This window comes from Bradyrhizobium sp. 149 (genome assembly GCF_023073915.1).
Taxonomy (GTDB): Bacteria; Pseudomonadota; Alphaproteobacteria; order Rhizobiales; family Xanthobacteraceae; genus Bradyrhizobium.
In genome coordinates, this window is the sequence record NZ_JADPKK010000022.1 from 750,235 (window position 1) to 772,929 (window position 22,695).

At 64.9% G+C, this 22,695-nt stretch carries 23 protein-coding genes; 8 read left to right on the forward strand and 15 right to left on the reverse strand.

Annotated features, from left to right (window positions below):
* Window positions 1-22 precede the first annotated feature (22 nt).
* The 4 genes from IVA88_RS21245 to IVA88_RS21260 all read right to left on the reverse strand — a co-directional run bounded on the left by IVA88_RS21245 (window position 23) and on the right by IVA88_RS21260 (window position 4,447).
* Window positions 23-688: a methionine ABC transporter permease gene (locus IVA88_RS21245; RefSeq protein WP_247499135.1), complete on the reverse strand. Its 666-nt coding sequence runs from the start codon at window positions 686-688 to the stop codon at window positions 23-25.
* The gene (locus IVA88_RS21250; RefSeq protein ID WP_247499136.1) at window positions 678-1,841 is read right to left on the reverse strand and encodes a methionine ABC transporter ATP-binding protein; all 1,164 of its coding nucleotides are present in this window, start codon (window positions 1,839-1,841) and stop codon (window positions 678-680) included. The genes IVA88_RS21245 and IVA88_RS21250 overlap by 11 nt, the downstream gene beginning before the upstream one ends.
* Window positions 1,842-2,071: 230 nt before the next feature.
* Window positions 2,072-3,544: a DASS family sodium-coupled anion symporter gene (locus tag IVA88_RS21255; protein ID WP_247499137.1), complete on the reverse strand. Its 1,473-nt coding sequence runs from the start codon at window positions 3,542-3,544 to the stop codon at window positions 2,072-2,074.
* Between the two features lie 144 nt (window positions 3,545-3,688).
* The gene (locus IVA88_RS21260; RefSeq protein ID WP_247499138.1) at window positions 3,689-4,447 is read right to left on the reverse strand and encodes a hypothetical protein; all 759 of its coding nucleotides are present in this window, start codon (window positions 4,445-4,447) and stop codon (window positions 3,689-3,691) included.
* A 62-nt stretch (window positions 4,448-4,509) separates the two neighbouring features.
* On the opposite strand from IVA88_RS21260, the gene nthA reads away from it, so the two are divergent.
* From nthA to IVA88_RS21275, 3 genes are read left to right on the forward strand one after another with little or no spacing between them, the layout of a single operon-like run.
* Window positions 4,510-5,136, forward strand: a complete 627-nt coding sequence (gene nthA, locus IVA88_RS21265) for a nitrile hydratase subunit alpha (RefSeq protein ID WP_247499139.1) — start codon at window positions 4,510-4,512, stop codon at window positions 5,134-5,136.
* Window positions 5,133-5,792: a nitrile hydratase subunit beta gene (nthB, locus tag IVA88_RS21270; protein ID WP_247499140.1), complete on the forward strand. Its 660-nt coding sequence runs from the start codon at window positions 5,133-5,135 to the stop codon at window positions 5,790-5,792. The genes nthA and nthB overlap by 4 nt, the downstream gene beginning before the upstream one ends.
* On the forward strand, window positions 5,792-6,172 hold the full coding sequence (locus tag IVA88_RS21275; RefSeq protein ID WP_247500375.1) for a nitrile hydratase accessory protein: 381 nt from the start codon (window positions 5,792-5,794) through the stop codon (window positions 6,170-6,172). Before nthB ends, IVA88_RS21275 begins: the two co-directional genes overlap by 1 nt.
* 130 nt (window positions 6,173-6,302) lie before the next feature.
* Here IVA88_RS21275 and queC read toward each other — a convergent pair whose 3' ends face one another.
* The gene (queC, locus tag IVA88_RS21280; RefSeq protein ID WP_247499141.1) at window positions 6,303-7,019 is read right to left on the reverse strand and encodes a 7-cyano-7-deazaguanine synthase QueC; all 717 of its coding nucleotides are present in this window, start codon (window positions 7,017-7,019) and stop codon (window positions 6,303-6,305) included.
* A gap of 139 nt (window positions 7,020-7,158) precedes the next feature.
* Here queC and mazG point away from each other — a divergent pair, with 139 nt between their 5' ends.
* The gene (gene mazG, locus IVA88_RS21285; RefSeq protein ID WP_247499142.1) at window positions 7,159-8,010 is read left to right on the forward strand and encodes a nucleoside triphosphate pyrophosphohydrolase; all 852 of its coding nucleotides are present in this window, start codon (window positions 7,159-7,161) and stop codon (window positions 8,008-8,010) included.
* Window positions 8,011-8,038: 28 nt separating this feature from the next.
* On the opposite strand, the gene hflX is transcribed toward mazG, so the two are convergent.
* The 4 genes from hflX to IVA88_RS21305 all read right to left on the reverse strand — a co-directional run bounded on the left by hflX (window position 8,039) and on the right by IVA88_RS21305 (window position 13,700).
* Entirely contained in the window at window positions 8,039-9,421 is a 1,383-nt protein-coding gene (hflX, locus tag IVA88_RS21290) for a GTPase HflX (RefSeq protein WP_247499143.1), read from the reverse strand.
* Between the two features lie 11 nt (window positions 9,422-9,432).
* Window positions 9,433-9,681 carry an RNA chaperone Hfq gene (gene hfq, locus IVA88_RS21295; protein WP_007591126.1) on the reverse strand — a complete coding sequence of 83 codons (249 nt, stop codon included), beginning with the start codon at window positions 9,679-9,681 and terminating at the stop codon, window positions 9,433-9,435.
* A 237-nt stretch (window positions 9,682-9,918) separates the two neighbouring features.
* Window positions 9,919-11,289, reverse strand: a complete 1,371-nt coding sequence (locus IVA88_RS21300) for a sigma-54 dependent transcriptional regulator (RefSeq protein ID WP_247499144.1) — start codon at window positions 11,287-11,289, stop codon at window positions 9,919-9,921.
* 17 nt (window positions 11,290-11,306) lie between these two features.
* Complete coding sequence (locus IVA88_RS21305) at window positions 11,307-13,700, reverse strand: PAS domain-containing sensor histidine kinase (protein ID WP_247499145.1); 2,394 nt, start codon at window positions 13,698-13,700, stop codon at window positions 11,307-11,309.
* A 125-nt stretch (window positions 13,701-13,825) separates the two neighbouring features.
* Between IVA88_RS21305 and IVA88_RS21310 the strand changes: the two genes are divergently transcribed.
* Entirely contained in the window at window positions 13,826-14,017 is a 192-nt protein-coding gene (locus tag IVA88_RS21310) for a hypothetical protein (RefSeq protein ID WP_247499146.1), read from the forward strand.
* A gap of 168 nt (window positions 14,018-14,185) precedes the next feature.
* Here the strand turns inward: IVA88_RS21310 and ntrC are convergent, their stop codons facing one another.
* From ntrC to dusB, 3 genes are read right to left on the reverse strand one after another with little or no spacing between them, the layout of a single operon-like run.
* The gene (gene ntrC, locus IVA88_RS21315) at window positions 14,186-15,628 is read right to left on the reverse strand and encodes a nitrogen regulation protein NR(I) (RefSeq protein ID WP_247499147.1); all 1,443 of its coding nucleotides are present in this window, start codon (window positions 15,626-15,628) and stop codon (window positions 14,186-14,188) included.
* Between the two features lie 9 nt (window positions 15,629-15,637).
* Complete coding sequence (locus IVA88_RS21320; RefSeq protein WP_027566920.1) at window positions 15,638-16,813, reverse strand: nitrogen regulation protein NR(II); 1,176 nt, start codon at window positions 16,811-16,813, stop codon at window positions 15,638-15,640.
* Window positions 16,810-17,811 carry a tRNA dihydrouridine synthase DusB gene (dusB, locus tag IVA88_RS21325; RefSeq protein WP_247500376.1) on the reverse strand — a complete coding sequence of 334 codons (1,002 nt, stop codon included), beginning with the start codon at window positions 17,809-17,811 and terminating at the stop codon, window positions 16,810-16,812. Before dusB ends, IVA88_RS21320 begins: the two co-directional genes overlap by 4 nt.
* 283 nt (window positions 17,812-18,094) lie before the next feature.
* On the opposite strand from dusB, the gene IVA88_RS21330 reads away from it, so the two are divergent.
* Together IVA88_RS21330 and IVA88_RS21335 are read left to right on the forward strand one after the other, a co-directional pair.
* A complete protein-coding gene (locus IVA88_RS21330) occupies window positions 18,095-19,291 on the forward strand; it encodes a bifunctional 2-C-methyl-D-erythritol 4-phosphate cytidylyltransferase/2-C-methyl-D-erythritol 2,4-cyclodiphosphate synthase (RefSeq protein ID WP_247499148.1) in 1,197 nt (398 codons plus the stop codon).
* Between the two features lie 3 nt (window positions 19,292-19,294).
* Window positions 19,295-19,897 carry a CinA family protein gene (locus IVA88_RS21335; RefSeq protein ID WP_247499149.1) on the forward strand — a complete coding sequence of 201 codons (603 nt, stop codon included), beginning with the start codon at window positions 19,295-19,297 and terminating at the stop codon, window positions 19,895-19,897.
* Window positions 19,898-20,016: 119 nt separating this feature from the next.
* Here IVA88_RS21335 and IVA88_RS21340 read toward each other — a convergent pair whose 3' ends face one another.
* From IVA88_RS21340 to lipA, 3 genes are all read right to left on the reverse strand, one after another.
* Window positions 20,017-20,442 carry a GFA family protein gene (locus IVA88_RS21340; RefSeq protein ID WP_247500377.1) on the reverse strand — a complete coding sequence of 142 codons (426 nt, stop codon included), beginning with the start codon at window positions 20,440-20,442 and terminating at the stop codon, window positions 20,017-20,019.
* 85 nt (window positions 20,443-20,527) lie between these two features.
* Window positions 20,528-20,998, reverse strand: coding sequence for an SRPBCC family protein (locus IVA88_RS21345; RefSeq protein WP_247499150.1), 471 nt, complete (start codon window positions 20,996-20,998; stop codon window positions 20,528-20,530).
* Between the two features lie 6 nt (window positions 20,999-21,004).
* The gene (gene lipA / locus IVA88_RS21350; protein WP_247499151.1) at window positions 21,005-21,961 is read right to left on the reverse strand and encodes a lipoyl synthase; all 957 of its coding nucleotides are present in this window, start codon (window positions 21,959-21,961) and stop codon (window positions 21,005-21,007) included.
* A 130-nt stretch (window positions 21,962-22,091) separates the two neighbouring features.
* Between lipA and IVA88_RS21355 the strand changes: the two genes are divergently transcribed.
* Window positions 22,092-22,694 carry a DNA-3-methyladenine glycosylase gene (locus tag IVA88_RS21355; protein ID WP_247499152.1) on the forward strand — a complete coding sequence of 201 codons (603 nt, stop codon included), beginning with the start codon at window positions 22,092-22,094 and terminating at the stop codon, window positions 22,692-22,694.
* Window position 22,695 lies beyond the last annotated feature (1 nt).

Consider the following 22,695-nt stretch of genomic DNA (forward strand, 5'->3'; position numbering starts at 1 on the left):
GTCCGAAATGTCTCGAATGGCGTCAGCGATGCCGCAGCCGGCGATTGACCCTGCGCGCGAGATAATCGCCGGCGCTCTGGACCAGCTGCACCAGCGCGATCAAAACCACGACCACGGCGAGCATCATCTCCGGCATGAAGCGCTGATAGCCGTAGCGGATGCCGAGATCGCCCAGGCCTCCGCCTCCGACGGCGCCGACCATGGCGGAATAGCCGAGCAGGCTGACCACTGCGAGCGTCAGCGCCAGCAGGAGCCCCGGCAGTGCTTCGGGGATCAGCACCTTGAGCACAATCTGGATCGGCGAGGCCCCGAACGAGGAAGCCGTCTCGATCAGGCCGCCATCGACCTCGCGGATCGCGGCCTCGACCAGGCGCGCGATGAACGGTGCCGATGCGATCGTCAACGGCACGATCGCGGCCGTCGAGCCGATCGAGGTGCCGGCAACGAAGCGCGTGAACGGGATGATGGCGACGACCAGGATGATGAAGGGCGTGGACCGCGTCGCATTGACGACGATGCCGAGGACGCGATTGACAACGGGCGCCGCGAACAGCTCGCCTTTCCGGCTGGTGGCGAGAAAGACGCCGAGCGGCAGACCGAAGGCGGTGCCGATCAACGCCGCGAGGCCGACCATGTACAGGCTCTCGCCGGTGGCCTGGATGATCAGGTTGATGAGTTCAGGCGACATAGCCGAGGCGCTCCGCGGGAAGTTGATATTGTGAGAGCCAGGCCAGCGTCCGCGTTGTTGCGTCCTCGCCGGAAACGCCGAGAGGGATACCAAGCGTCAGCGAGCCCACATGCTGGCCGCCGATCTCGTCGATGCGGGCCGACAGCAGCGAGACGTCGAGGCCGAGCTCGCGCGCCAGCCGTGCCACCAGCGTGTCGCCAGCCCCTGCCCCGCGCACATGGACGCGGATCACGGCCTGTCCGCCCGCAGGCGGCTCTGAAACGATCCGGCTCGCCAGCGACACCGGCAGGGTGTCGCCGATGACCTCTGCGAGGAAGGATTGCGTGATCGGATGTTTGGGATGGGTGAAGATATCCGCGACATGGCCGCTCTCGACGACGTGGCCGGCGTCGAGCACCACGACGTCCCTGGCGAGCTGGCGCACCACCGACATCTCGTGAGTGATCAGCACGATGGTCACGCCGAGCTCGCAGTTGATGTTCGCGAGCAGATCGAGGATCGCCCGCGTGGTCTGCGGATCGAGCGCCGAGGTCGCCTCGTCCGACAGCAGCACGCTCGGCCGCGTCGCGAGCGCACGGGCAATGCCGACGCGCTGCTTCTGGCCGCCGGAGAGTTCTGACGGGTAGCGGTCGTGCTTGTCGGCGATGCCCACCAGCTCAAGCAGCTCGGCCACGCGCGCGCGGATGTCCGCCTTGGCCCAGCCGGCGATCTCGAGCGGCAGCGCGATGTTGGCGGCTGCCGTGCGTGAGGACAGCAAGTTGAAGTGCTGGAAGATCATGCCGATCGAGCGCTGCGCCAGCCGCAAGTCGCGGCCCGTGAGCGCCGAGATATCTCTGTTATCAACGACGACGCGGCCCGTGGTCGGCCTCTCCAGCCCGTTGATGAGCCGGACCAGGCTCGATTTGCCGGCACCGGAGCGACCGATGACGCCGGTGATCGAACCGCGCGGGATCGCGAAGTCGATGTTTTGCAGGGCATTGACGCCGGGCTTTCCGCGATAGGCTGGATAGGTTTTCGAGATGCCTTCGAAACGGACCATCGCGTCAGGCGCAGTCGCGGCAGGTGAAGTCGCGTCAGGTGAGATAGCGTCAAGCGTTTCGATCGGCTGTCCGATCGCGAGCGACGGGTGGACGTTCATGGAGGCGGCCTTCATGCACAATAGTTCCGCCTGCCGTGGGACATCCGGTAACCGGGTCGCATCACGCGACGGAGGGTGAAACCGCGATGAGGGCTCGGGTCGGGCGCGCTGCATCGCAGCACACACCATCGCCCTTCCAGGTCTGTCTTGCAATGTCAGATATTTGCGTGGGTTTGGACGAAGTTTTCCAAATCCCGCCCCGGTGAAGAAAATTCATCTGCCGCCGGATCGGCCTCGCGCCCTGCTCAGTGGACCTGCAACCACGGTAATACGATCAGCAGCAGCCCCGCGAAATAGAGCACGCCGAAGATCAGCCCAAAAGCCCAGAACTGGCCCTTCCCGATATAGCCGCTGCCGAAATACATCGGCGCCGGTCCCGTCGCGTAAGGCGAGATCACGCCCATCAGGCCGAGCGAATACATGCAGAGCATGGCGAGCGTCGTGACCGGAAGGTCGGGGATGCCGGATCCGACCGCGAGCACCACGGGCAGCACGGCGGCGGCATGCGAGGTGATGCTCGAGAAGAAATAGTGGATCCAGAAGAACAGCGCGACCAGCAGGAGCATCGCGGTCGAGGGCGACAGCCCGGCGAGCGGTTTTGCGTATTCGGTTGCGAACCATTTGATGAAGCCGATTTCGTTGAGACCCGAAGCCAGCGTCAACAGCGAGGTGAAATAGAAGAACACCTCCCACGCGCTCTTCTCGGCGACGATGTCGGCAAACTCTATCACGCCCGTCACCAGCATCAGCGAGATCACGATGAACACCACCGTGGTGGCGTTGACGAAGTTCGAGCCCAACAGCGGCACGCGGATGTCCGGGCTCGAGCCCGCGATCCACAGGAACATCGCGAGCACGATCAGCGCCAGCATGATCCACTCGTTGCGCGACATCGGGCCCATCTCCGCGAGCTCCCTTGCCGCCCATTCGGAAATTTCCGGGCTGCTCTTCACCTCGGGACGGCAGACCAGATAGCTCAGCAGCGGAACCAGCACCATCAGGAGGAGCCCCAGCGGCGCAAAGCCCAAGAACCACTGCGCCCAGCTCACCTCGACCCCGACGGTCTTCTTGGCGATGGCCAGCGCCGCCGCATTGGGCGCGAGCGCGGTGAAAAAGAGCGAGCTGGTGACGGCGGTTGACGCGAACGCGGTCCACATCACGTAGGTCCCGATCCTGCCAGCGGTCGGCCCCGGCTCCGAGCCGTAGATGCGCGGGATGTTGCTGATGATGGGATAGACGATGCCGCCGCTGCGGGCGGTGTTGGATGGTGTCGCCGGCGCCAGCAAAAAGTCCGACATCGCCACCGCATAGCCGAGGCCGAGCGTGTTGCGGCCGAGCTTTTGCACCAGCACCAGTGCAATGCGCCGGCCAAGCTGGCTCTTGCGATAGCCGATCGAGAACACGAAGGCGCCGACGATCAGCCACACGGTGCTCTCGGCAAAGCCCGCCAGCATCCAGCGCAACGACTTGGTCGGATCGGGATCGATATAGCCGCTGACGCCGGCAACCGTCAGCCCGATCAGGCCGACCGCGCCGACCGGCATCGATTCCAGGATGAGCCCAGTGATGACGGCCGCGAAGACGGCAAAATAGTGCCACTGATTGACATTGAGCCCAGCCGGCACCGGCCACAGATAGATCACCAGCCACACCGCGATCGGCGCGATTAGCTTCCAGCGAGACCCTTTCGCCTCAGGCGCCTCCGAGCTAGCGGTCATGGGCCCTCCCCCTCGATTGCCGTCGTGTTCATCCGGCCCGTTGACCGAGCCGCTATTGTCGCAACGCGGCGTATACGGACTGTCCGCGGCGCGATCAATGCCTTGGCCGGCCTTCTGCCGCCCTGGCCCTGATTTTCCTCGCGCTCACAAATGCCCGTTGCGGTGATGCTCGGGCTCGCCGCCGCGGACCGGAAACCGGATCGTGGTCCCGATGGTGATCCAGTTGGCATTTTCGCCGGTGATGTTGCGGCCGTAGATCACGTCGACGGAGAATATCTCGTTCGGTCGGCAGCGGACACCAGTCTGGAAACGCGGCTGCACGACGCTTGCGATCTCGGAGGCGCCGGCCTGCCCGTACGCCTCGATCGTCCATTGCAAGGTGTCGGTGAATTTCCAATCGAAACCGATGCCGTAGGTCAGGTAGTGGCGATCCACCGTGCGATCCCAGAGCCAGCCGCCGTTGACGTTGATGCGCATGGTCTCCGACAGGCGGAAGGTCGCGGGGATGACGGCAAAGGCGGACAGGGCATCGCCGGTCGCCGCGTCGAATGATCCGGCGCCATACGCCGACAATCCCCACCGCCCTATTCCGGTCGGGACGAAATTCGTCTTGGCTTTTGGAGCAACCGTCGTGCTCAAGTCGCCATCGCTCCGGGCCCGAATGGTCTGCAGGCTGAGCTCGATCGGCCTGAAGGGGTCGATGACGCAGGAGGGATTGGCGACCGCAGAAAAATCGGTGTTGGTCGCGGCCGACATCCAGCTTTCCACCTTGCAGGAGCCCACCTCGGAAATGTCGGCGGCATCGACCGCATAGGCGCCATTCGCGGCGCGCGCATCCTGCGCTGCGAGTACGCCAAAAGCCGCGATTGCGGCGGTTATTCCGGTTCTTGCAGCCCAGCCCATGGTGCGATGTTAGCAGAGTCTTCGCCTCGACAAGGCCCGGATTCTGGGACTATCTTTGCCCCATGAGCGACCATCATCATCACCACGATCACGATCATTCCGAGCTGTCGGAGACCGAGCTGCGCGTGCGCGCGCTCGAAACGATCCTGACCGAAAAAGGCTATGTCGAGCCGGCCGCGCTCGATGCCATCATCGAGGCCTATGAGACCAGGATCGGCCCCCATAACGGCGCGCGCGTCGTCGCCAAGGCCTGGAGCGATCCGGCGTTCAAGAAGGCACTGCTGGAGGACGGCTCGAAGGCGATCGGCACGCTCGGCCATGTCAGCCGCGTCGGCGACCATCTCGTCGTCGTCGAGAACACGCCGCAGCGTCACAACATGGTCGTATGCACGCTGTGCTCCTGCTACCCTTGGGAAATGCTGGGGCTGCCGCCGGTCTGGTACAAGGCCGCGCCCTACCGCTCCCGCGCAGTGAAGGACCCGCGCGGCGTGCTCGCCGATTTCGGCGTGCAGGTCGCCAGGGAAATAGAGATCCGGGTGTGGGATTCCACCGCAGAAACGCGCTTCCTGGTGCTGCCGATGCGCCCCGACGGCACGGACGGCTGGAGCGAGGAGCAGCTCGCCGGGCTTGTCACGCGGGATTCCATGATCGGCACCGGCTTTCCAAAGGCGCCCGGGGCGCCGTCATGAACGGCGTGCACGACATGGGCGGCATGGACGGCTTCGGCAAGGTCGAGCCCGAGCCGAACGAGCCGGTGTTCCACGAGGAATGGGAGTCGCGTGTTCTCGCCATGGTGCGCGCGATGGGCGCGGCCGGCGCCTTCAACATCGACACCTCGCGCTTCTATCGCGAGACGATCCCGCCGCATGTCTATCTCTCGAGCTCCTACTACACGAAGTGGTTTCTCGGGCTCGAGGAGATGCTGGTCGAGAAGGGCTATCTCACCCGGGAGGACGTCGCCGCCGGACATGCGGTGCAGCCGGCGAAGGCGCTCAAGCACGGCAGGCTGGAGCGCGACGATGTCGAGCGCATCATGGTGCGCGGCAAGTTCGCCCGCCCTGCTCCGGTCCCGGCCAAATTTAGGATCGGCGACCGCGTGCGCGCGAAAAACATCCATCCGGCGACCCACACGCGGCTGCCGCGTTACGTGCGCGGCCATGCCGGTGTCGTCGAGCTCAACCATGGCTGTCACGTGTTTCCGGATTCGGCCGCGATGGAGCTCGGCGAGAATCCGCAATGGCTCTACACGGTGGTGTTCGAGGGCCGCGATCTCTGGGGCGCGGACGGTGATCCGACCCTGAAGGTGTCCATCGACGCGTTCGAGCCCTATCTGGACCCGGCATGATGAGCAGCACGGCTGCTACCGCCGCGACGGCAGCGATCCCGAGCATTCCCCGCGATGACGACGGCCCCGTGTTCCGCGCCCCCTGGGAGGCGCACGCGTTTGCAATGGCGCTGACGCTGCACGAGCGCGGCGTATTCACCTGGCCCGAATGGGCGGCGGCCCTGGCCTCCGAGATCAAGCGCGCGCAGGCGGCCGGCGATCCCGATACGGCCGAGACCTACTATCTCCATTGGCTCGCCACGCTGGAAGCACTGGTTGCGCGCAAGGGCGTCGCCTCGACGGAAACCCTGCACCGCTATCGCGATGCTTGGGATCACGCCGCGGATCGCACCCCGCACGGCAAGCCGGTCGAGCTGCGGGACGAGGATTTTGCGCGGTAGTCGCCCCAAACAGCGCTGTCATTCCCCGCGAAGGCGGGGAATCCAGTACGCCGCGGCGTCTCGGCTCAAGCGTGCTCTCCGGGATACTGGATCGCCCGCCTTCGCGGACGATGACAGCGGAGATCGGGCGCTATTTGCGTCTCGCCACGTACTCCCGCCATCCCTTCGCCCGCAGGCTGCACGCCGGGCACTCGCCGCAGCCATAGCCCCAATCATGCTGCGCGCCGCGTTCGCCGAGATAGCAGGTGTGCGACTGCTCGCGAATGAGATCGACCAGCCCCTCGCCGCCGAGATCATGCGCGAGCTGCCACGTCGCGGCCTTGTCGATCCACATCAGCGGCGTATGCAGCTCGAACTTGCGGGCCATGCCGAGCGACAACGCGGCCTGCATGGCGCGGATGGTGTCGTCGCGGCAATCGGGATAGCCGGAATAGTCGGTCTCGCACATGCCGCCGACGATGTGACTGATGCCGCGCCGGTAGGCCAGTGCCGCGGCGAAGGTCAAGAACACCAGATTGCGGCCGGGCACGAACGTATTCGGCAGGCCGTCGGCGCCCATCGCAATCGCAACGTCGCGCGTCAGCGCCGTCTCGGACACGGCGGCGAGCGTCGGGATCGACAGCGTGTGGTTCTCACCAAGCCTGGACGCCCAATCCGTGCCCAGGCCCTTGATGCCCTCGAACAGCTGATCGCGGCAGGCAAGCTCGATGGCATGGCGCTGGCCGTAATCGAACCCCAGCGTCTCCACGCGCGCAAAACGGCCTAACGCCCAGGCGAGGCAGGTGGTGGAATCCTGGCCGCCGGAAAACAGCACCAACGCGGTTTCTGATGAAAATACGTCGCTCATGGTCCGCGCTTTAGCACTGCGCACGCTGCTCGCCAATCTGGCCCGCCAACCCGTGGAAATCGGCCCGTTCCGCCGCGCTACGCTGGGAACGGCGGCCCGCTTTTGGCATAAGGCTTGAGAGCCAGGAGACCGCCCCGCAATGACCCCTTCCCGCGACATTTCCCGCCTGATCGAAATCATGGCGGCGCTGCGCACGCCGGTGACCGGCTGCCCCTGGGACCTCGAGCAGAATTTTGCGACGATCGCGCCGTACACGATCGAGGAAGCCTATGAGGTGGTCGAGGCCATCAGCCGCGGCGATCTCGACGACCTCTGCGAGGAGCTCGGTGATCTCCTGCTGCAGGTGGTGTTCCACGCCCGCATGGCCGAGGAGCAGAAGGCTTTCGCTTTTGGAGATGTCGTCGAGGCCATCACCCGCAAGATGATCCGGCGCCATCCTCACGTCTTCGCCGACACGAACGGCAATCTCGCCTCCTCCCACGTCAAGGAAGTCTGGGACCGCATCAAGGCTGAGGAAAAAGCCGAGCGCGCCGCGCGGCGGCCGCCGGAGGAGATTTCGCACAAATCGCTGTTGTCAGGCGTCAAGGCCGGCCAGCCCGCGCTGACACGCGCCATGGAGCTGCAGCGCAAGGCTTCTGCCGTCGGCTTCGACTGGAACGATCCGCGCGCAGTGCTGGCAAAAATCCGCGAGGAAGCCGACGAGATCGAGGCCGCCCTCGACCGCAATGACAGCGAGGGGCTTGCGGAAGAGACCGGCGACCTGATGTTCGCGCTGGTCAATCTCGCCCGCCATGTTGACGCCGATCCGGAAGCCGCGCTGCGCGCGACCAACGCGAAGTTCGAGCGGCGCTTTGCGTTCATCGAACGGGCGCTGGCGGCGCAAGGACGGACGCTGGAGCAAGCATCGCTGGCGGAGATGGACGCATTGTGGAACGCGGCGAAGGGCGACGAGAGGCCGGTACCAGACGGACGCGAGGAAGCCCGCAGCTAACTCCGCCCTTCCCCGGGGACGACACCTGTTATGCAGATGCGCGCGGCACGGCGTCGAAGCGGTTCACCACGATATCCCGCTTGGTCTCGTCCACCCGCACGGTCATGTCGAACCTGCCGTCGTGCAGTTCCTTGACCAGCACTTCGGCATTGCGATGCAGCCAGCTGATGCCGGCGCCGTCGGAGGCATCGATAGAGAGGTCGAGCGTGATGCGCTTGGCGGCGAGCCGCTCCTCGATTGCGGCGAGCAGCGTGTCGATCCCCTCACCCGAGACGGCTGAGACCAGCATCGCCGGATGATCTTCGGGTCTGCGCGCGGCGATGTTCAAAAGTTCTTCGCGCTGTTCGGCATCGTAACGGTCGATCTTGTTCCAAACCTCGATGATGCGGCTGCTGTCATCGGGGTTGATGCCGAGCTGGCGCAGCACGGCGTCGACGTCGCTCTGCTGCGCCTCGGCGTCGTCGTGCGAGATGTCGCGCACATGCAGGATGACGTCGGCCTCCAGCACCTCCTCCAGCGTGGCGCGGAAGGCGGCGACGAGCTGCGTCGGCAAGTTGGAGATGAAACCGACGGTGTCCGACAGCATCGCCTTGCCGCCGTGCGGCAGGGTGAGCGCGCGCAGGGTCGGATCCAGCGTGGCGAACAGCATGTCGGCGGCCTGCACCTCGGCACGGGTCAGGCGGTTGAACAGCGTCGACTTGCCGGCATTGGTGTAGCCGACCAGCGCGACCACGCGATACGGCACGCGCTGGCGTCCCGCACGATGCAGGCGCCGCGTCGCCTGCACCTTCTTCAGCTCGCCCTCGAGTTTCGAGATGCGCTCCTGGATCAGGCGGCGGTCGGCTTCAATCTGCGTCTCGCCGGGACCGCCCATGAATCCAAAGCCGCCGCGCTGGCGTTCGAGATGGGTCCATGAGCGCACCAGGCGCGAACGTTGGTAGTTGAGGTGCGCGAGCTCGACCTGGAGCGAGCCTTCCTTGGTCTTGGCGCGGCGGCCGAAGATTTCGAGGATGAGCCCGGTGCGGTCGAGCACCTTTGCATGCAACTCCTTCTCGAGATTGCGCTGCTGGATCGGTGCAAGCGCGCAATCCATCACCACGAGCTCGACGTCGAGACTCTTGGCGAGCCCGGCGATCTCCTCGACCTTACCCTTGCCGATGTAGGTCGCTGGGCGGATCTGGTTGATCGGCGCGATGATGGCGTCGGCAACGACGAGATCGATCGCGCGCGCGAGGCCGGCGGCTTCGTCGAGCCGGGCTTCTGCGTCACGCAGGACATGAGCTTCCGATTGCGCGTCGGCGTTGCCTGCGCGCACCCGCAAATAGGGGCCGATGACCAGCACCCGCCCCGTCTGCCTATCCCCTGCCGACCGCGGGCGGTCGGCCTCCCCGTCGAAATTCCGGGGTTCCAATCAGATCACTCTCAAGCCGGCTGATCCTCGCCGCCTTCGAACAACTGGATCGGAGCGCCCGGCATGATGGTCGAGATCGCATGCTTGTAGACGAGCTGCGAGTGACCGTCGCGCCGAAGCAGCAAACAGAAATTGTCGAACCAGGTCACGATGCCCTGGAGCTTGACTCCGTTGACCAGAAAGATCGTCAGTGGCGTTTTGGTTTTGCGAACGTGATTAAGGAAGGTGTCCTGCAGGTTTTGTGCGCGGTCTGCCGCCATTGTTTTTTTCTCGCTTTGAGTTTCTTTTTATTGCGCCGGTTGCGGCCCTCTTTTGAAGATTCGGGTCCTCGTCCGGTTGCCGTCCCTCATGAGATCCCCCTCGGAGGGACAGCGGTCCAATTAGAGGACAGGTGGGCTTATTAGGCAAGCCGCTTCACAGGGCAGGCGACGCCGTATTGCCCCGAAAAACTACGGAAATCGATGAGTTTCCTCGCCTATCCGCGCGACGTCGCGGCGTTAGCCAACGCCGAGCGCCTTCAGTTTCCGGTGCAACGCCGAGCGTTCCATGCCAACAAACTCGGCCGTGCGAGAAATATTTCCTGAAAAGCGGCTGATCTGTGCAATCAAATAGTCGCGCTCGAACACTTCGCGCGCTTCGCGCAGCGGCAGGCCCATGATGTGCTCGCCATTGTTGCTGGTCGGCATCGCCGGCACCATTGAGCCGACGTCTTGCGGCAGCATGTCGGCCGTGATGATGACCTCCGGCCCGCCCGCGGCCAGAATCATGACTCTCTCAACGTTGTTGCGGAGCTGGCGCACATTGCCCGGCCAGACATGGGACTGCAGCACCGCCATCGCGTCCTGCCCGATCTGCCGCTTCGGCAGACCGCTACCCGACGAGATCTGGTCCATGAAGTAGTCGATCAATTCCGGGATGTCCTCACGTCGCTCCGACAGCGCGGGCACGCGGATCGGCACCACCGAGAGCCGATGATAGAGATCCTCGCGGAAATGGCCGGCCGCGATCTCCTCTTCCAGATTGCGCGCGGTGGAGGAGATGATGCGAACGTCGACCTGGACTTTGCCGGTGCCGCCAACCCGCTGGAACGACTGCTCGACCAGCACGCGCAAGATCTTGTTCTGGGTCTCGCGCGGCATGTCCGCGATCTCGTCGATGAACAGCGTGCCACCATGGGCCTCTTCGAGCGCGCCGGGCTTGCGCGCGTGCTCGCCGTTGGACTGCTCGATGCCGAACAGCTCGTGCTCCATCCGCTCGGGCGTGATCGCGGCGGCGTTGATGACGACGAAGGGACCGTCGGCGCGGCCCGAGGCCGTGTGCAGCGTGCGCGCGGTCAGTTCCTTGCCGGCGCCGGCGGGGCCGACGATCAGGATGCGGCTGTTGGCCTTGGCCGCACGCTCGATGGTCTGGCGCAGCTGGTTCATGCTGGGCGAGCGGCCGACCAGCGAGCTTGCGCTCGGCGCGAGCTGCTTCAGCTCCTTGACCTCGCGCTTGAGCCGCGAGTTCTCCAGTGCACGGTTCGCGACCAGGATCAGCCGGTCGGTCTTGAACGGCTTCTCGATGAAGTCGTAGGCGCCCCGCTTGATCGCGGCGACCGCGGTCTCGATGTTGCCGTGGCCGGAGATCATCACGACCGGCAGATCGGGGTTGTCCTTCTTGACCTGCTCCAGCAGCTGCAAGCCGTCGAGCTTGGAGCCCTGCAGCCAGATGTCGAGAAACACCAGATGCGGCCTGCGGTTGGCGATCTCGGCGAGCGCCGTATCGCTGTCGCGCGCGGTCCGGGTCACGAAACCCTCGTCTTCGAGGATGCCCGCAACGAGATCCCGAATATCGGCCTCATCATCGACAATCAGAATTTCACTTGCCATGGGTCGCGCCTGTTTTCTCAGCTGCCTGTTGAGGCTTCGATCTTCGTTGAATCATTGGTCTTTTCAGCGGCCTCTTTGGTTTCGGCGGCCGCCTCTTTTGTTTCCGGATCATTGACGGATTGCGTGACCGTTTCCTTGATTTCCGGCTTGGTCGTTGCCTCGGCCGCCGGTTCGGCGCCCTCGCTTTTCGCGGGAGCGCCGGAGATCGCAAAACGCATCCGCATCCAGGCGCCGCGCTGGCCCTCGCGGAAGTCGGAGGCGTCCTTCAGTTCGATGCGCCCGCCATGGTCTTCAAGCACGCGGCCGACGATCGCCAGCCCAAGGCCGGTGCCCTTGGCGCGTGTTGTCACATAGGGCTCAAGAAGGCGCGAGCGCGCCACCTTGGGCAGGCCGATGCCGTTGTCGACGACGTCGATCAGCACGTCCTCGCCCTCGCGCGAGACCACGACGTCGATCCGGCCTTTTCCGAGCTCCTCCAGGGGGACCTGCTCGATTGCTTCGGTGGCGTTCTTGACAATGTTGGTGACCGCCTGCGAGATCAGCCGCCGGTCGAACTGGGCGCGCAGCGGGTCTTCCTTGAACTCGGCTTCGATATCGATCTCGGGATGGGCGACCTTCATCAGGAACACCGCCTGCCGCACGGCGTCGGCGACGTCCTCACCCTCCATCACCGGCTTCGGCATCCGCGCAAAGCGCGAGAATTCGTCGACCATGCGGCGGATATCATCGACCTGACGCACGATGGTGTCGGTGCACTGTTCGAAGATCTGCTTGTCCTTTCCCTCGGTGATGTCCTTGCCGAACTTGCGTCGGATACGCTCGGCCGAGAGCTGGATCGGGGTCAGCGGGTTCTTGATCTCGTGCGCGATGCGGCGCGCGACGTCGCCCCAGGCCGAGGTGCGCTGCGCCGACACCAAGTCGGTGATGTCGTCGAGCGTAATGATGTAGCTGTCGTGCGGTTGGCTGGTCTTCTCGGCGCTGACGCGGACCGACAGATTGCGTTCCTGCCCGTCCCGCGTGATCGTGATCTGACCCTGCACCAGGCGCTGGGTCCCTTCCCGCGCCGTCTTCATCATCTCTTCGAGCTCGGGCAGCACGTCGGAGAGCGGATGACCGAGCGTCTCGGCTTCGGAGTGCCCGATCAGCTTTTCGGCGGAACGGTTGAGAATGCCGACGCTGCCTGAGGTATCCACGCCGATAATACCGGCACTTGCGGACGACAGCACCGCCTCGATGAAGCGGCGGCGGCTGTCGATGAGCTCACTGGCATTGACGAGCTCGTCGCGCTGGCTGCGCAGTTCCTCCGTCATCTTGTTGAAGGTCTCACCCAGCTGGGCGAGATCGCCTTCGGACTGGTGCACCGGCACTTTCACATGGAGATCGCCGGTCGAGACCGTCTGGGCCGCATTCATCAACCGGCGGATCGGCGAGACCAGCGAGTTGGCGAAGTTGAGGCCGATCAACACCGAGGCCATCAGGATGGTCAACGCGATCACCGCGAACATCAGCGCGAACGCGACCTGGATGCCGAGCCGGCGCGACTCGATCTGGGCGTATTCGGCGACGCTGACCTCCGTCTGCTTGAGCTGGTTGACGACATTCGGATCGAGCGGCCGCGCGACGTAGAGGAAGGTGTCGCTGAAGGCGCGCAAGCGGACCACCGCGGCGACGAAGCTCGCATCGGGCAGCACCGCGATCTCGGGCTCGGATTCGTTGACGTTGCTGAGGAAGTCCGGCGCCGGCGGCGAGTAGGCCAGCCGCATGCCGGTGTCGGCGGATTCGAGAATGTTGGTGTTCTTGTCGATGATCATCGCGCCCGGCAAATTGCGCGAGCCGGCGCTGGAGGTCAGCAACTCGCGGAACGAACGGCGATCCTGGTCGTAAAGCGGCCGCGCGTGGGCGATGTCGTTGGCCATGCCGAGAATGTCGCCGCGGATCAGCTGCGCATGGTCCTGCATGTAGGCCCGCGCGATCGTCAGCGAGTTCTGGATCACCTCCTTGGTCGGTCCGGAGAACAGGCGGTCGAGGCCGCGCTCGATGGTGACGTTGGCGACGACGGCGACCAGTACGGCGGGCAGCACCGCCACGATCGAGAACAGACTGACGATCTGGACATGGAGGCGCGCCGCCGCCCTGCCCCGCCGTCGCGCCAGGATCAGCTGCCAGAGCTCGCGGATGATGATGCCGACCAGCAGCAGGATCGTGCCCGCATTGATCAGATAGAACGAACGGACAACCGCCGGAGTCGGCTCGATCGACGTGAGGCCGGTCAGGACCAGGAAGGTGAGCAAGGCCGACAGCAGGGCCAGCGCCACGGCAAAGGGCGCCAGCCAGCGTCGCGCCGACCAACGCCGGGGCTCTTCCGCTAGGGCCGTGTCAAAGGATGCGGCCGAGGTGTCTGCGCTGGTCATTCCGGCAATGGGTGCTGAAAACGGGTCCGCGGCGGGCGGATACTGATGTATTCGTACCACATTGTTGCCAAATTGCGACAATTCCGCGGCGCCCCGCCGCGAGCGACCGGCGAATCCACAGCCGCATGCCGCTGGCGGGAACGGATTCCCGCCCCGGCGGCTTGACCGATATGGACAGGTTCTTTCTCGCAATGATGGTGTCGGCCGTGCTGCTGCTGATCGTCGCCGCCGACCTCCTGGTCAATGGCCTCGGGGTGCAGGAGCCGGCGGCGAATGTCGCCAGCGCGATGCCGGTATCGGGCTTATTTGTCAGATAGGTACCAAGCCGCGTCGCGCGGCTGAATGACCATCTGAAGGTTCCGGAGGAACATTTCAGTCCGGTCAGGACTTCTGCCCACCGCGTCAGCCACAACGGCCAGCGCGATCCGGACAGGCTCAGCTCCGCCTTGACAGGCGGAGCTGAGCCACCGTCAGCTCCGCGAAGACTAGGCCCCGCTCCGATAGACCTGGATATCGAGATCCCGGATCTTCTTCCGCAAGGTGTTGCGGTTGAGGCCGAGCAGATCGGCCGCGCGGATCTGGTTGCCGCGGGTGGCGGCGAGCGCGGCCGTGAGCAACGGCACCTCGATCTCCTTCAGGATGCGGTGATAGAGGCCCGGCGGCGGCACGCCGTTCGGGAAGCCCTGGAAGTGCGAGGAGAGATACGCTTCCACGGCGCCGCCGAGATTGTCGACGCCATGCTGGACTGCGGCACCCGGGCTGACCGTGGGTGGCGCCAGCTCGCCGTCGATGACGGAGCCCGTGATCACGTCCTGCGGATAGAGCGCCGCGAGGCGTCGGGCGAGGTTCTCGAGCTCGCGCACGTTGCCCGGCCAGCGGTGCTGCTTCATCCGCTCGAGTGCCAGCGTGTCGAGCTTTTTCGGCGGCAGACCATCCTTCTCGGCGAGCGCGAAGAAATGACGGATGAGATCGGGCAGATCCTCGATGCGCTCGCGCAAGGGGGGCAGCCGCAGCGGCACGACGTTGAGACGGAAGAACAGATCTTCGCGGAACAGGCCCTGCTGGATCAGGACGCGCAGATCCTTGTTGGAAGCCGCGACGATCCGCACGTCCGTCTTGATCGGGGTGCGGCCGCCGACCGTGGTGTATTCGCCCTGCTGAAGCACGCGCAACAGGCGGGTCTGGGCCTCCATCGGCATGTCGCCGATCTCGTCGAGGAACAGCGTGCCGCCTTCGGCCTGCTCGAACCGGCCGGAGGCACGGGTGTTGGCGCCGGTGAACGCACCGCGCTCATGGCCGAACAGTTCCGATTCGATCAAGTCGCGCGGGATCGCGGCCATGTTCACCGCGACGAAGGGGCCATTGCGGCGCTTGCCGTAGTCGTGCAGCGCGCGCGCCACCAACTCCTTGCCGGTACCGGACTCGCCCGTGATCATCACGGTGAGGTCGGTCTGCATCAGGCGCGCCAGCACGCGATAGATTTCCTGCATCGCCGGCGAGCGGCCGACCAGCGGGATCGCCTCCATCTCGGCGTCCTCGTCCGGCGTCGAGATCCGCTCCTTCGGCTCGGCCAGCGCGCGGCCGACGATGGCGATCAGCTCCTTCAGATCAAAGGGCTTTGGCAGATATTCATAGGCGCCGCGCTCGGAGGCCCGGATCGCCGTCATGAAGGTGTTTTGCGCGCTCATGACGATGACCGGCAAGTTCGGCCGCATCTTCTTGATCCGCGGCAGCAGGTCGAAGGCATTCTCGTCGGGCATCACCACGTCGGTGATGACGAGATCGCCCTCCCCCTGGCTGACCCAGCGCCATAGCGTCGCGGCATTGCCGGTCAGCCGCACTTCGTAGCCGGCGCGCGATAGTGCCTGATTGAGAACCGTGCGGATGGCGGTGTCGTCATCAGCAACGAGAATGCTACCTGCGGGCATCGTTAATCCTCATTTCGCCCCCTGTGACGCAGACGACGACTTCCCGGCAGAGCCGTCGCGACTGCTTTGATCGGCATGTTTCACCGATGTGGAATACATCGGCATCAGCACGCGGAAGGTGGTCTTGCGCGGCTGAGATTCGCATTCGATGATGCCTCCGTGATCCCCGATGATCTTTGCGACCAGCGCGAGGCCCAGACCCGAGCCGGTCTGCTTGGTGGTCACGAAGGGATCGAACAGGTTGGGCAGAAGATCGTCAGGCACGCCTGGTCCGTTGTCCTTCACGCAGAATTCGAGCGGAAGGGATACACGGGATTTTTGACCGGGGACTGACAGGCGCACGCCGGGGCGGAATGCGGTGGTGAGCTGGATTTCGCCGTCGGGAACGTCGATCAGCGCTTCGGCGGCGTTCTTCACGAGGTTGAGGAACACCTGGATGAGCTGGTCCTGGTTCGCCAGCACCGGCGGCAGCGACGGATCATAGTCCTCGACGAAGCGGATGTTGCGGGCAAAGCCCGACTGCGCCAGTCGTTTGACGTGATCGAGCACCGAATGGATGTTGACGGGGCCGCGCACCACGGGACGTTCGTCGCCGAACACCTCCATGCGGTCGACCAGTGTCACGATGCGATCGGCCTCGTCGCAGATCAGCCGCGTCAGCATGCGGTCTTCCGAGGAGGCCTGCTGCTCCAGGAGCTGCGCCGCGCCGCGGATGCCCGAGAGCGGGTTCTTGATCTCGTGCGCCAGCATCGCGGCGAGCGCGATCACCGAGCGCGCGGCGCTGCGATGGGTGAGCTGGCGGTCCATCTTGTCGGCGATGGAGCGCTCCTGGAGCATCACCACGATATGGCCGGGCCGCTCCGTGACGGGAGCAACGTGCAGATCGACCTGGCGGTCTCCGCCCATGCGCGGCGTGCCCAGATCGACCTTGTATTCGTTGACCGGCGCGTTCGACGAACGCACCTGGTCGATCAGCGCCAGCAAGGGGCTGCCGAACGGCACCAGCTCTTTCAGCGACTGGCGCTTCAAAAACTGCGTCGAGATATCGAAGAAGGCTTCGGTTGCGATGTTGGCGGCGACGATCTTGCCGTCCGGCCCGATCATGAGCACGGGATTGGGCAGTGCGTCCAGGATGGCATCGCTGTCGGACGGAAACGGCCGACGATGTTCAGCGGCTGAGCTCATGCAGCAGCGCTCCATGCGAAGTCGTCGAAGGCATCTTGCAGTGACCGGTGGACGAGGCGCGGATCCTCCGAGGTGAGGATTTTCTGACGCCAGGATTTCAGCTTCTCGGCCGGCGTACGACTCGCATCAGCGGCGACGTCGAGCGCCCAGCCGAGATGTTTTCGCGCGTGCCGTAGACCAATGCGCAGACCGTAGAGCGCGCAGACGCCTTCATAGAGCGTGCGGACATAATGTAGCTGTGTCTCGAGCGACGGCGTGGCTTCCGCCGCCCCGCCCTTCAGGCGTCGGCCGATCTCACCGGGCAGCCAGGGCTGTCCCTGCGCTCCGCGGCCGATCATCACGGCGTCGGCGCCGGAGGCTTCGAGCGCCGCGAGCGCCTTCTCAAAAGTGGTGATGTCGCCATTGACGACGAGCGGAATGGAGATGGCGTCGCGCACGGCGCGGATCGCGTCCCAATCGGCCTCGCCCTTGTAGAACTGGCAGCGGGTGCGGCCGTGCACGGTGACGAGCTTGATGCCTGATGCCTGCGCGCGCCGCGCCAGTTCCGGCGCGTTGCGGCTGCGGTCGTCCCAGCCGAGCCGCATCTTCAGCGTCACCGGCACCTTCACCGCCGCGATCGTCGCTTCGATCAGGCTGACGGCGTGGTCGAGGTCGCGCATCAAGGCTGAACCGGACTGGCCGCCGGTGACGTGACGGGCCGGACAGCCCATGTTGATGTCGATGATGTCAGCGCCCTCGGCTTCGGCGATCCGGGCGCCCTCCGCCATCCAATGCGTCTCGCAACCGGCGAGCTGGACCACGTGCGGACCGATTCCGGTGGCTTCGCAGCGCAACCGGGACATCCGATGGCCGTTGGCGAGTTCGTCGCTGGCGGTCATTTCGGATACGACCAGACCGGCCCCCAGCTCGGCGGCAAGCCGGCGGACGGGCGAGTCCGTCACCCCCGACATCGGCGCCAGGAAGACCGGGGTGGCGACATCAATATCGCCTATCTTCAACGGCTTAGTGCCTGATACTGCCGGGCCGGTCACAGGGGTCTCGTTGCGTTGGCAGGGCCTCATTGCGCCTCCCATGACCTATCTTGCGCACAATTCTTGTGCAGTCAAGCGTCATGCCTACAGTTTAGACAGTTCTGCAGATCTTTCAAGTGCAGTGCAGCAAAATGCTGTTTCCCACAATCCGGGGAAACCCCTTTTTTTGCGGGCCTGTCGTGCTAGAGGCATGCGGCAATCACCCCACTCCCCGACTCTCTCTTCATTCTCAATTGAGTATTTGAGTCCTATGGCGAAATCACAGCGCACCGCAGTCGTTCTCGTCGCGGCCGGACGCGGCCTGCGCGCAGGCGCCGGTGGTCCCAAGCAATATCGCGAGATCGGCGGCGTGCCGGTGATCTATCGCGCCATGGAGGCCTTCAGCCGCCACGCGGACGTGTTTGCGGTTCAGCCGGTCGTGAACCCCGACGACAGCGCCATATTCACGGCAGCGGTCGCAGGACTCAGCCACGAGCCGCCGGTCAATGGCGGCGCGACCCGGCAGGCCTCGGTGCTCGCCGGTCTCGAAGCGCTCGCCAAGCACAAGCCCGACGTCGTCCTGATCCACGACGCCGCGCGCCCCTTCGTCTCGGAAGGCGTGATCACCCGCGCGATCGATGCGGCCGGCCGCACCGGCGCCGCGATCCCCGTTGTTCCCGTCACCGACACGATCAAGGTCACCGGCGAGAACGGCAATGTCGAGGACACGCCGGACCGGTCGCGGTTGCGAATTGCGCAGACGCCGCAATCCTTTCGTTTCGACACCATCCTCGAAGCGCATCGTCGCGCGGCTAGGGACGGGCGCCGCGATTTCACCGACGATGCCGCGATTGCCGAATGGGCGGGATTGACGGTTGCAACCTTTGAAGGCGATGTTGCCAATATGAAGCTCACCACTCCCGAGGATTTCGTGCGCGAGGAAGCGCGGCTGGCCAGCCTGCTCGGCGACATCAGGACGGGCACGGGCTACGATGTGCACGCCTTCGGCGAGGGCGACCATCTCATGATCTGCGGCGTGCGCGTGCCGCACACCAAAGGCTTTCTGGCCCATTCCGACGGCGATGTCGGCCTGCATGCGCTGGTCGACGCCATCCTCGGCGCGCTCGCCGACGGCGATATCGGCTCGCACTTCCCGCCGAGCGATCTGAAATGGAAGGGCGCTTCCTCCGACCAGTTTTTGAAATACGCCATCGAGCGCGTCACCCAGCGCGGCGGACGCGTCGCAAATCTCGAGGTGACGATGATCTGCGAACGGCCGAAGATCGGCCCCTTGCGCGACACCATGCGCGCGCGCATCGCCGAGATTTCCGGCGTCGACATCTCCCGCGTCGCGGTCAAGGCGACCACCAGCGAGCGGCTCGGCTTCACCGGCCGCGAGGAAGGCATCGCGGCCACCGCGAGCGCCACCATCCGCCTGCCGTTTAACGAGAAGACTTGGAGTGCTTAGGCCATGGCCGGCAGCGACGCACGCGCCCTCTCCCGCTCGCTGCTCGACCTGTGCCGGATGCGCAAGCTGACGATCGCGACCGCTGAGTCCTGCACCGGCGGCCTCGTTGCCGGCGCGCTGACCGACATCCCCGGCTCCTCTGATGTCATCGATCGCGGCTTCGTCACGTATTCCAACGACGCCAAGCGCGCGATGTTAGGGGTCGAGGCGAGCACGCTCACGAATTTCGGCGCCGTCAGCAAGGAGACCGCAACAGCGATGGCGGTCGGCGCGCTGGAGCGTGCCGGCGTTGATCTTGCGGTCGCCATCACCGGCATTGCCGGCCCCGGCGGCGCCACGCCGGGCAAGCCGGTTGGCCTCGTCCATTTTGCCGTTGCCGCGCGCGACGGCCGCATCGTCCACCGCGAGCATCGCTTTGGCGCCATCGGCCGCACCGCGGTGCGTCAGCGCTCGGTGGTCGAGGCGCTGCGCATGCTGATGGACCTCGCCCGCGGCCCAGCCCAAGCCAAGCCGCGCCGTGAAGCCGCCGTAACCCGCCTTCGCCCCCGCGTGACACGCTCGCCGCGCCGGCACGCGGTGAAGCGCAGGACCCCGCCGCGGGGGTGAGAGCCTGCGCAACATCGCTGTGGACAATCCTGCCCGACTTGCTGCCGCAATCCGCGAGGCACTGCGTCAAAGCCAATAGCCGAGAGCATGGCCGGGCGGTCGTCGGCCGACAGCGATAGTTAGTTGGCTCGGATGAAGCGGAGTGTGCCTGCTCGGCGCGTTGGCTTGCCGGTGTCGTTAGTGTGATTGATGCCATCCATGACAGGCACCTCAGGAAAATCGAATGGGCTTACCCCGTCGAGGCAAGCCACGTTGACGGCATAGAGAGTCTGATCAGATCGTCGCTGATGATGTGTGTATATTCCACAGCGGGAACAGAAGAAGTGCTGCGCTGATCCGGTATGGAAGCGGTAGCTTGTGAGCTCATCCTCGCCCTGAAGGAACTTGATCCCGCCCATTTCCGCCATGACGACGACGGCACCTCGCATCCTGCAGTAAGAGCAAGTGCAACGGCGGATCGAATTGAAACCGTCACTGAGCGTCACCTCGAAACGCACCGCTCCGCAATGGCACTGGCCAGCCCGAACGTTGGGGTTGCTCACCATGTTGCCCATGTCTCCTGTTCAGGCTGCTTGTTCGTCGCAAGGGCTCCTCGCAATGACCGCGGAGGGAGTGCGCCCTTCGCAACCGCTACGACGACGCCAGCTTCCGCCGTCCGTAGATCGCGTCCGCCCGCCTCTCGAACGCGATGGAAAATCGCGCGAACGCGGCGTCGAACATCGAGCCCATCAGCAACGCCAGCATGCGGCTCTTGAACTCGTAGGCGAGGAAGAACCCGACGTCACAGACGCCCTCACCTTTGGGCTCGAAGGTCCAACGGTTTTCCAGATTGCTGAAGGGACCTTGCAGATATTCGACCAGGATCTTCAGATTGGCGCGGTCGAGCGTCACGCGGCTGGTGAAGGATTCCTTGACCAGCTTGAACGACACCGTCATGTCCGCGACCAGCACCTCGGTGCCGTCGGGTTTCGCCATGCGCTGACGGACCTTCAGCGCGCTGCACAGCGGCACGAATTCCGGGTAGCGCTCGACATCGGCGACCAGATCGAACATCTCGGACGCGCTGTGATCAACACGGCGCTTGCTCGAAAAATTGGGCATGGCGGTTCAGCGGGCCGTCGCGGCCCGCGCAGCCTTCAGTTTCGCAAAATCCTCGCCGGCATGGTGCGACGAACGGGTGAGCGGGCTCGCCGACACCATCAGGAAGCCCTTGGTGTAGGCGACCTTCTCGTAGGACGAAAATTCGTCCGGCGGCACGTAGCGCATCACAGCGTGATGCTTGCGGGTCGGCTGGAGATATTGCCCGATGGTCAGGAAATCGACGTCGGCGGAACGCAGATCGTCCATCACCTGCTGCACCTCGTGGCGCTCCTCGCCGAGGCCGACCATGATGCCGGACTTGGTGAAGATGGTGGGATCGAGTTCCTTGACCCGCTGCAACAGCCGGATCGAGTGGAAATAGCGCGCGCCCGGTCGCACCGTGAGATAGCACGACGGCACGGTCTCGAGATTGTGGTTGAACACGTCGGGCTTCGCCGCGACGACGGCCTCCAGCGCGCCCTCCTTGCGCAGGAAGTCGGGCGTCAGGATCTCGATCGTGGCCGAGGAGCACGCGGTGCGGATCGCGCGGATGGTCTGGGCGAAATGCTCGGCGCCGCCATCAGCAAGATCGTCGCGGTCGACGGACGTGATGACGACATGGGCAAGCCCGAGCTTGGCCACGGCCTCGGCGACGTTCTGCGGCTCGGCGGCGTCGAGCGCATTCGGCATGCCGGTCTTGACGTTGCAGAACGCGCAGGCCCGGGTGCAGGTGTCACCCATGATCATGAAGGTCGCGTGCTTTTTGTCCCAGCACTCGCCGATATTCGGGCAGCCCGCTTCCTCGCACACCGTGTGCAGGCCGTTGGCGCGCACGATGTTGCGGGTGTCGGCATAGCCGCGGGTGTTGGGCGCGCGCACACGGATCCAGTCCGGCTTCGGCGGCGAAGCGGAATCGGGCCGGTTCACCTTTTCGGGGTGACGCGGGCGCAGCGGGTTCGAGATGGTATCGACAATAACGACCATGGGGTGTCCGGTCTGTTCAGTTCCTACCTAGTCGGTCTCGCCAGGCATCGCAACCCGGCTCGCGCGGCTTCAGGGAACATGGCAGATATGGGCAATATCCTGCTCTGTTCTCTGGCGACTCTCACCTCGAATGGCTCCAGTCTCGAAGACCTCTATTCCCCGGCTTGGCAAAGCCTTGAAGCGTGCCTTTTTCGCGCGCAGCGTCCACGAGGTCGCGCACGACTTGATCGGCGCGACCATGCTGGTCGAAGGCGTCGGCGGCCTCATTGTCGAAGTCGAAGCCTATCATCATACCGAGCCGGCGGCGCACTCCTACAACGGCCCGACGCCGCGGAACCAGGTGATGTTTGGTCCGCCCGGCTTTGCCTATGTCTACCGCTCCTATGGCATCCACTGGTGCGTGAATTTCGTCTGCGAGGAAGAAGGCTCGGCCAGCGCCGTCCTGATCCGCGCGCTGGAGCCGACCCACGGCATCGCCGCGATGCGGCGCCGACGCCATCTGCAGGATCTGCGCGCGCTGTGCTCAGGCCCGGGCAAGCTGACCGAAGCGCTCGGCATCACCATCGCGCACAATGCCCTGCCGCTGGACCGTCCGCCGATCGCGCTGCATGCGCGGACGGAGCACGTAGAGGTGGTGGCCGGCATCCGGATCGGCATCACCAAGGCCGTCGAGCTGCCCTGGCGCTATGGCGTCAAGGGCTCCAAGTTTTTGAGCAAGCCGTTCCCGAAGTAGC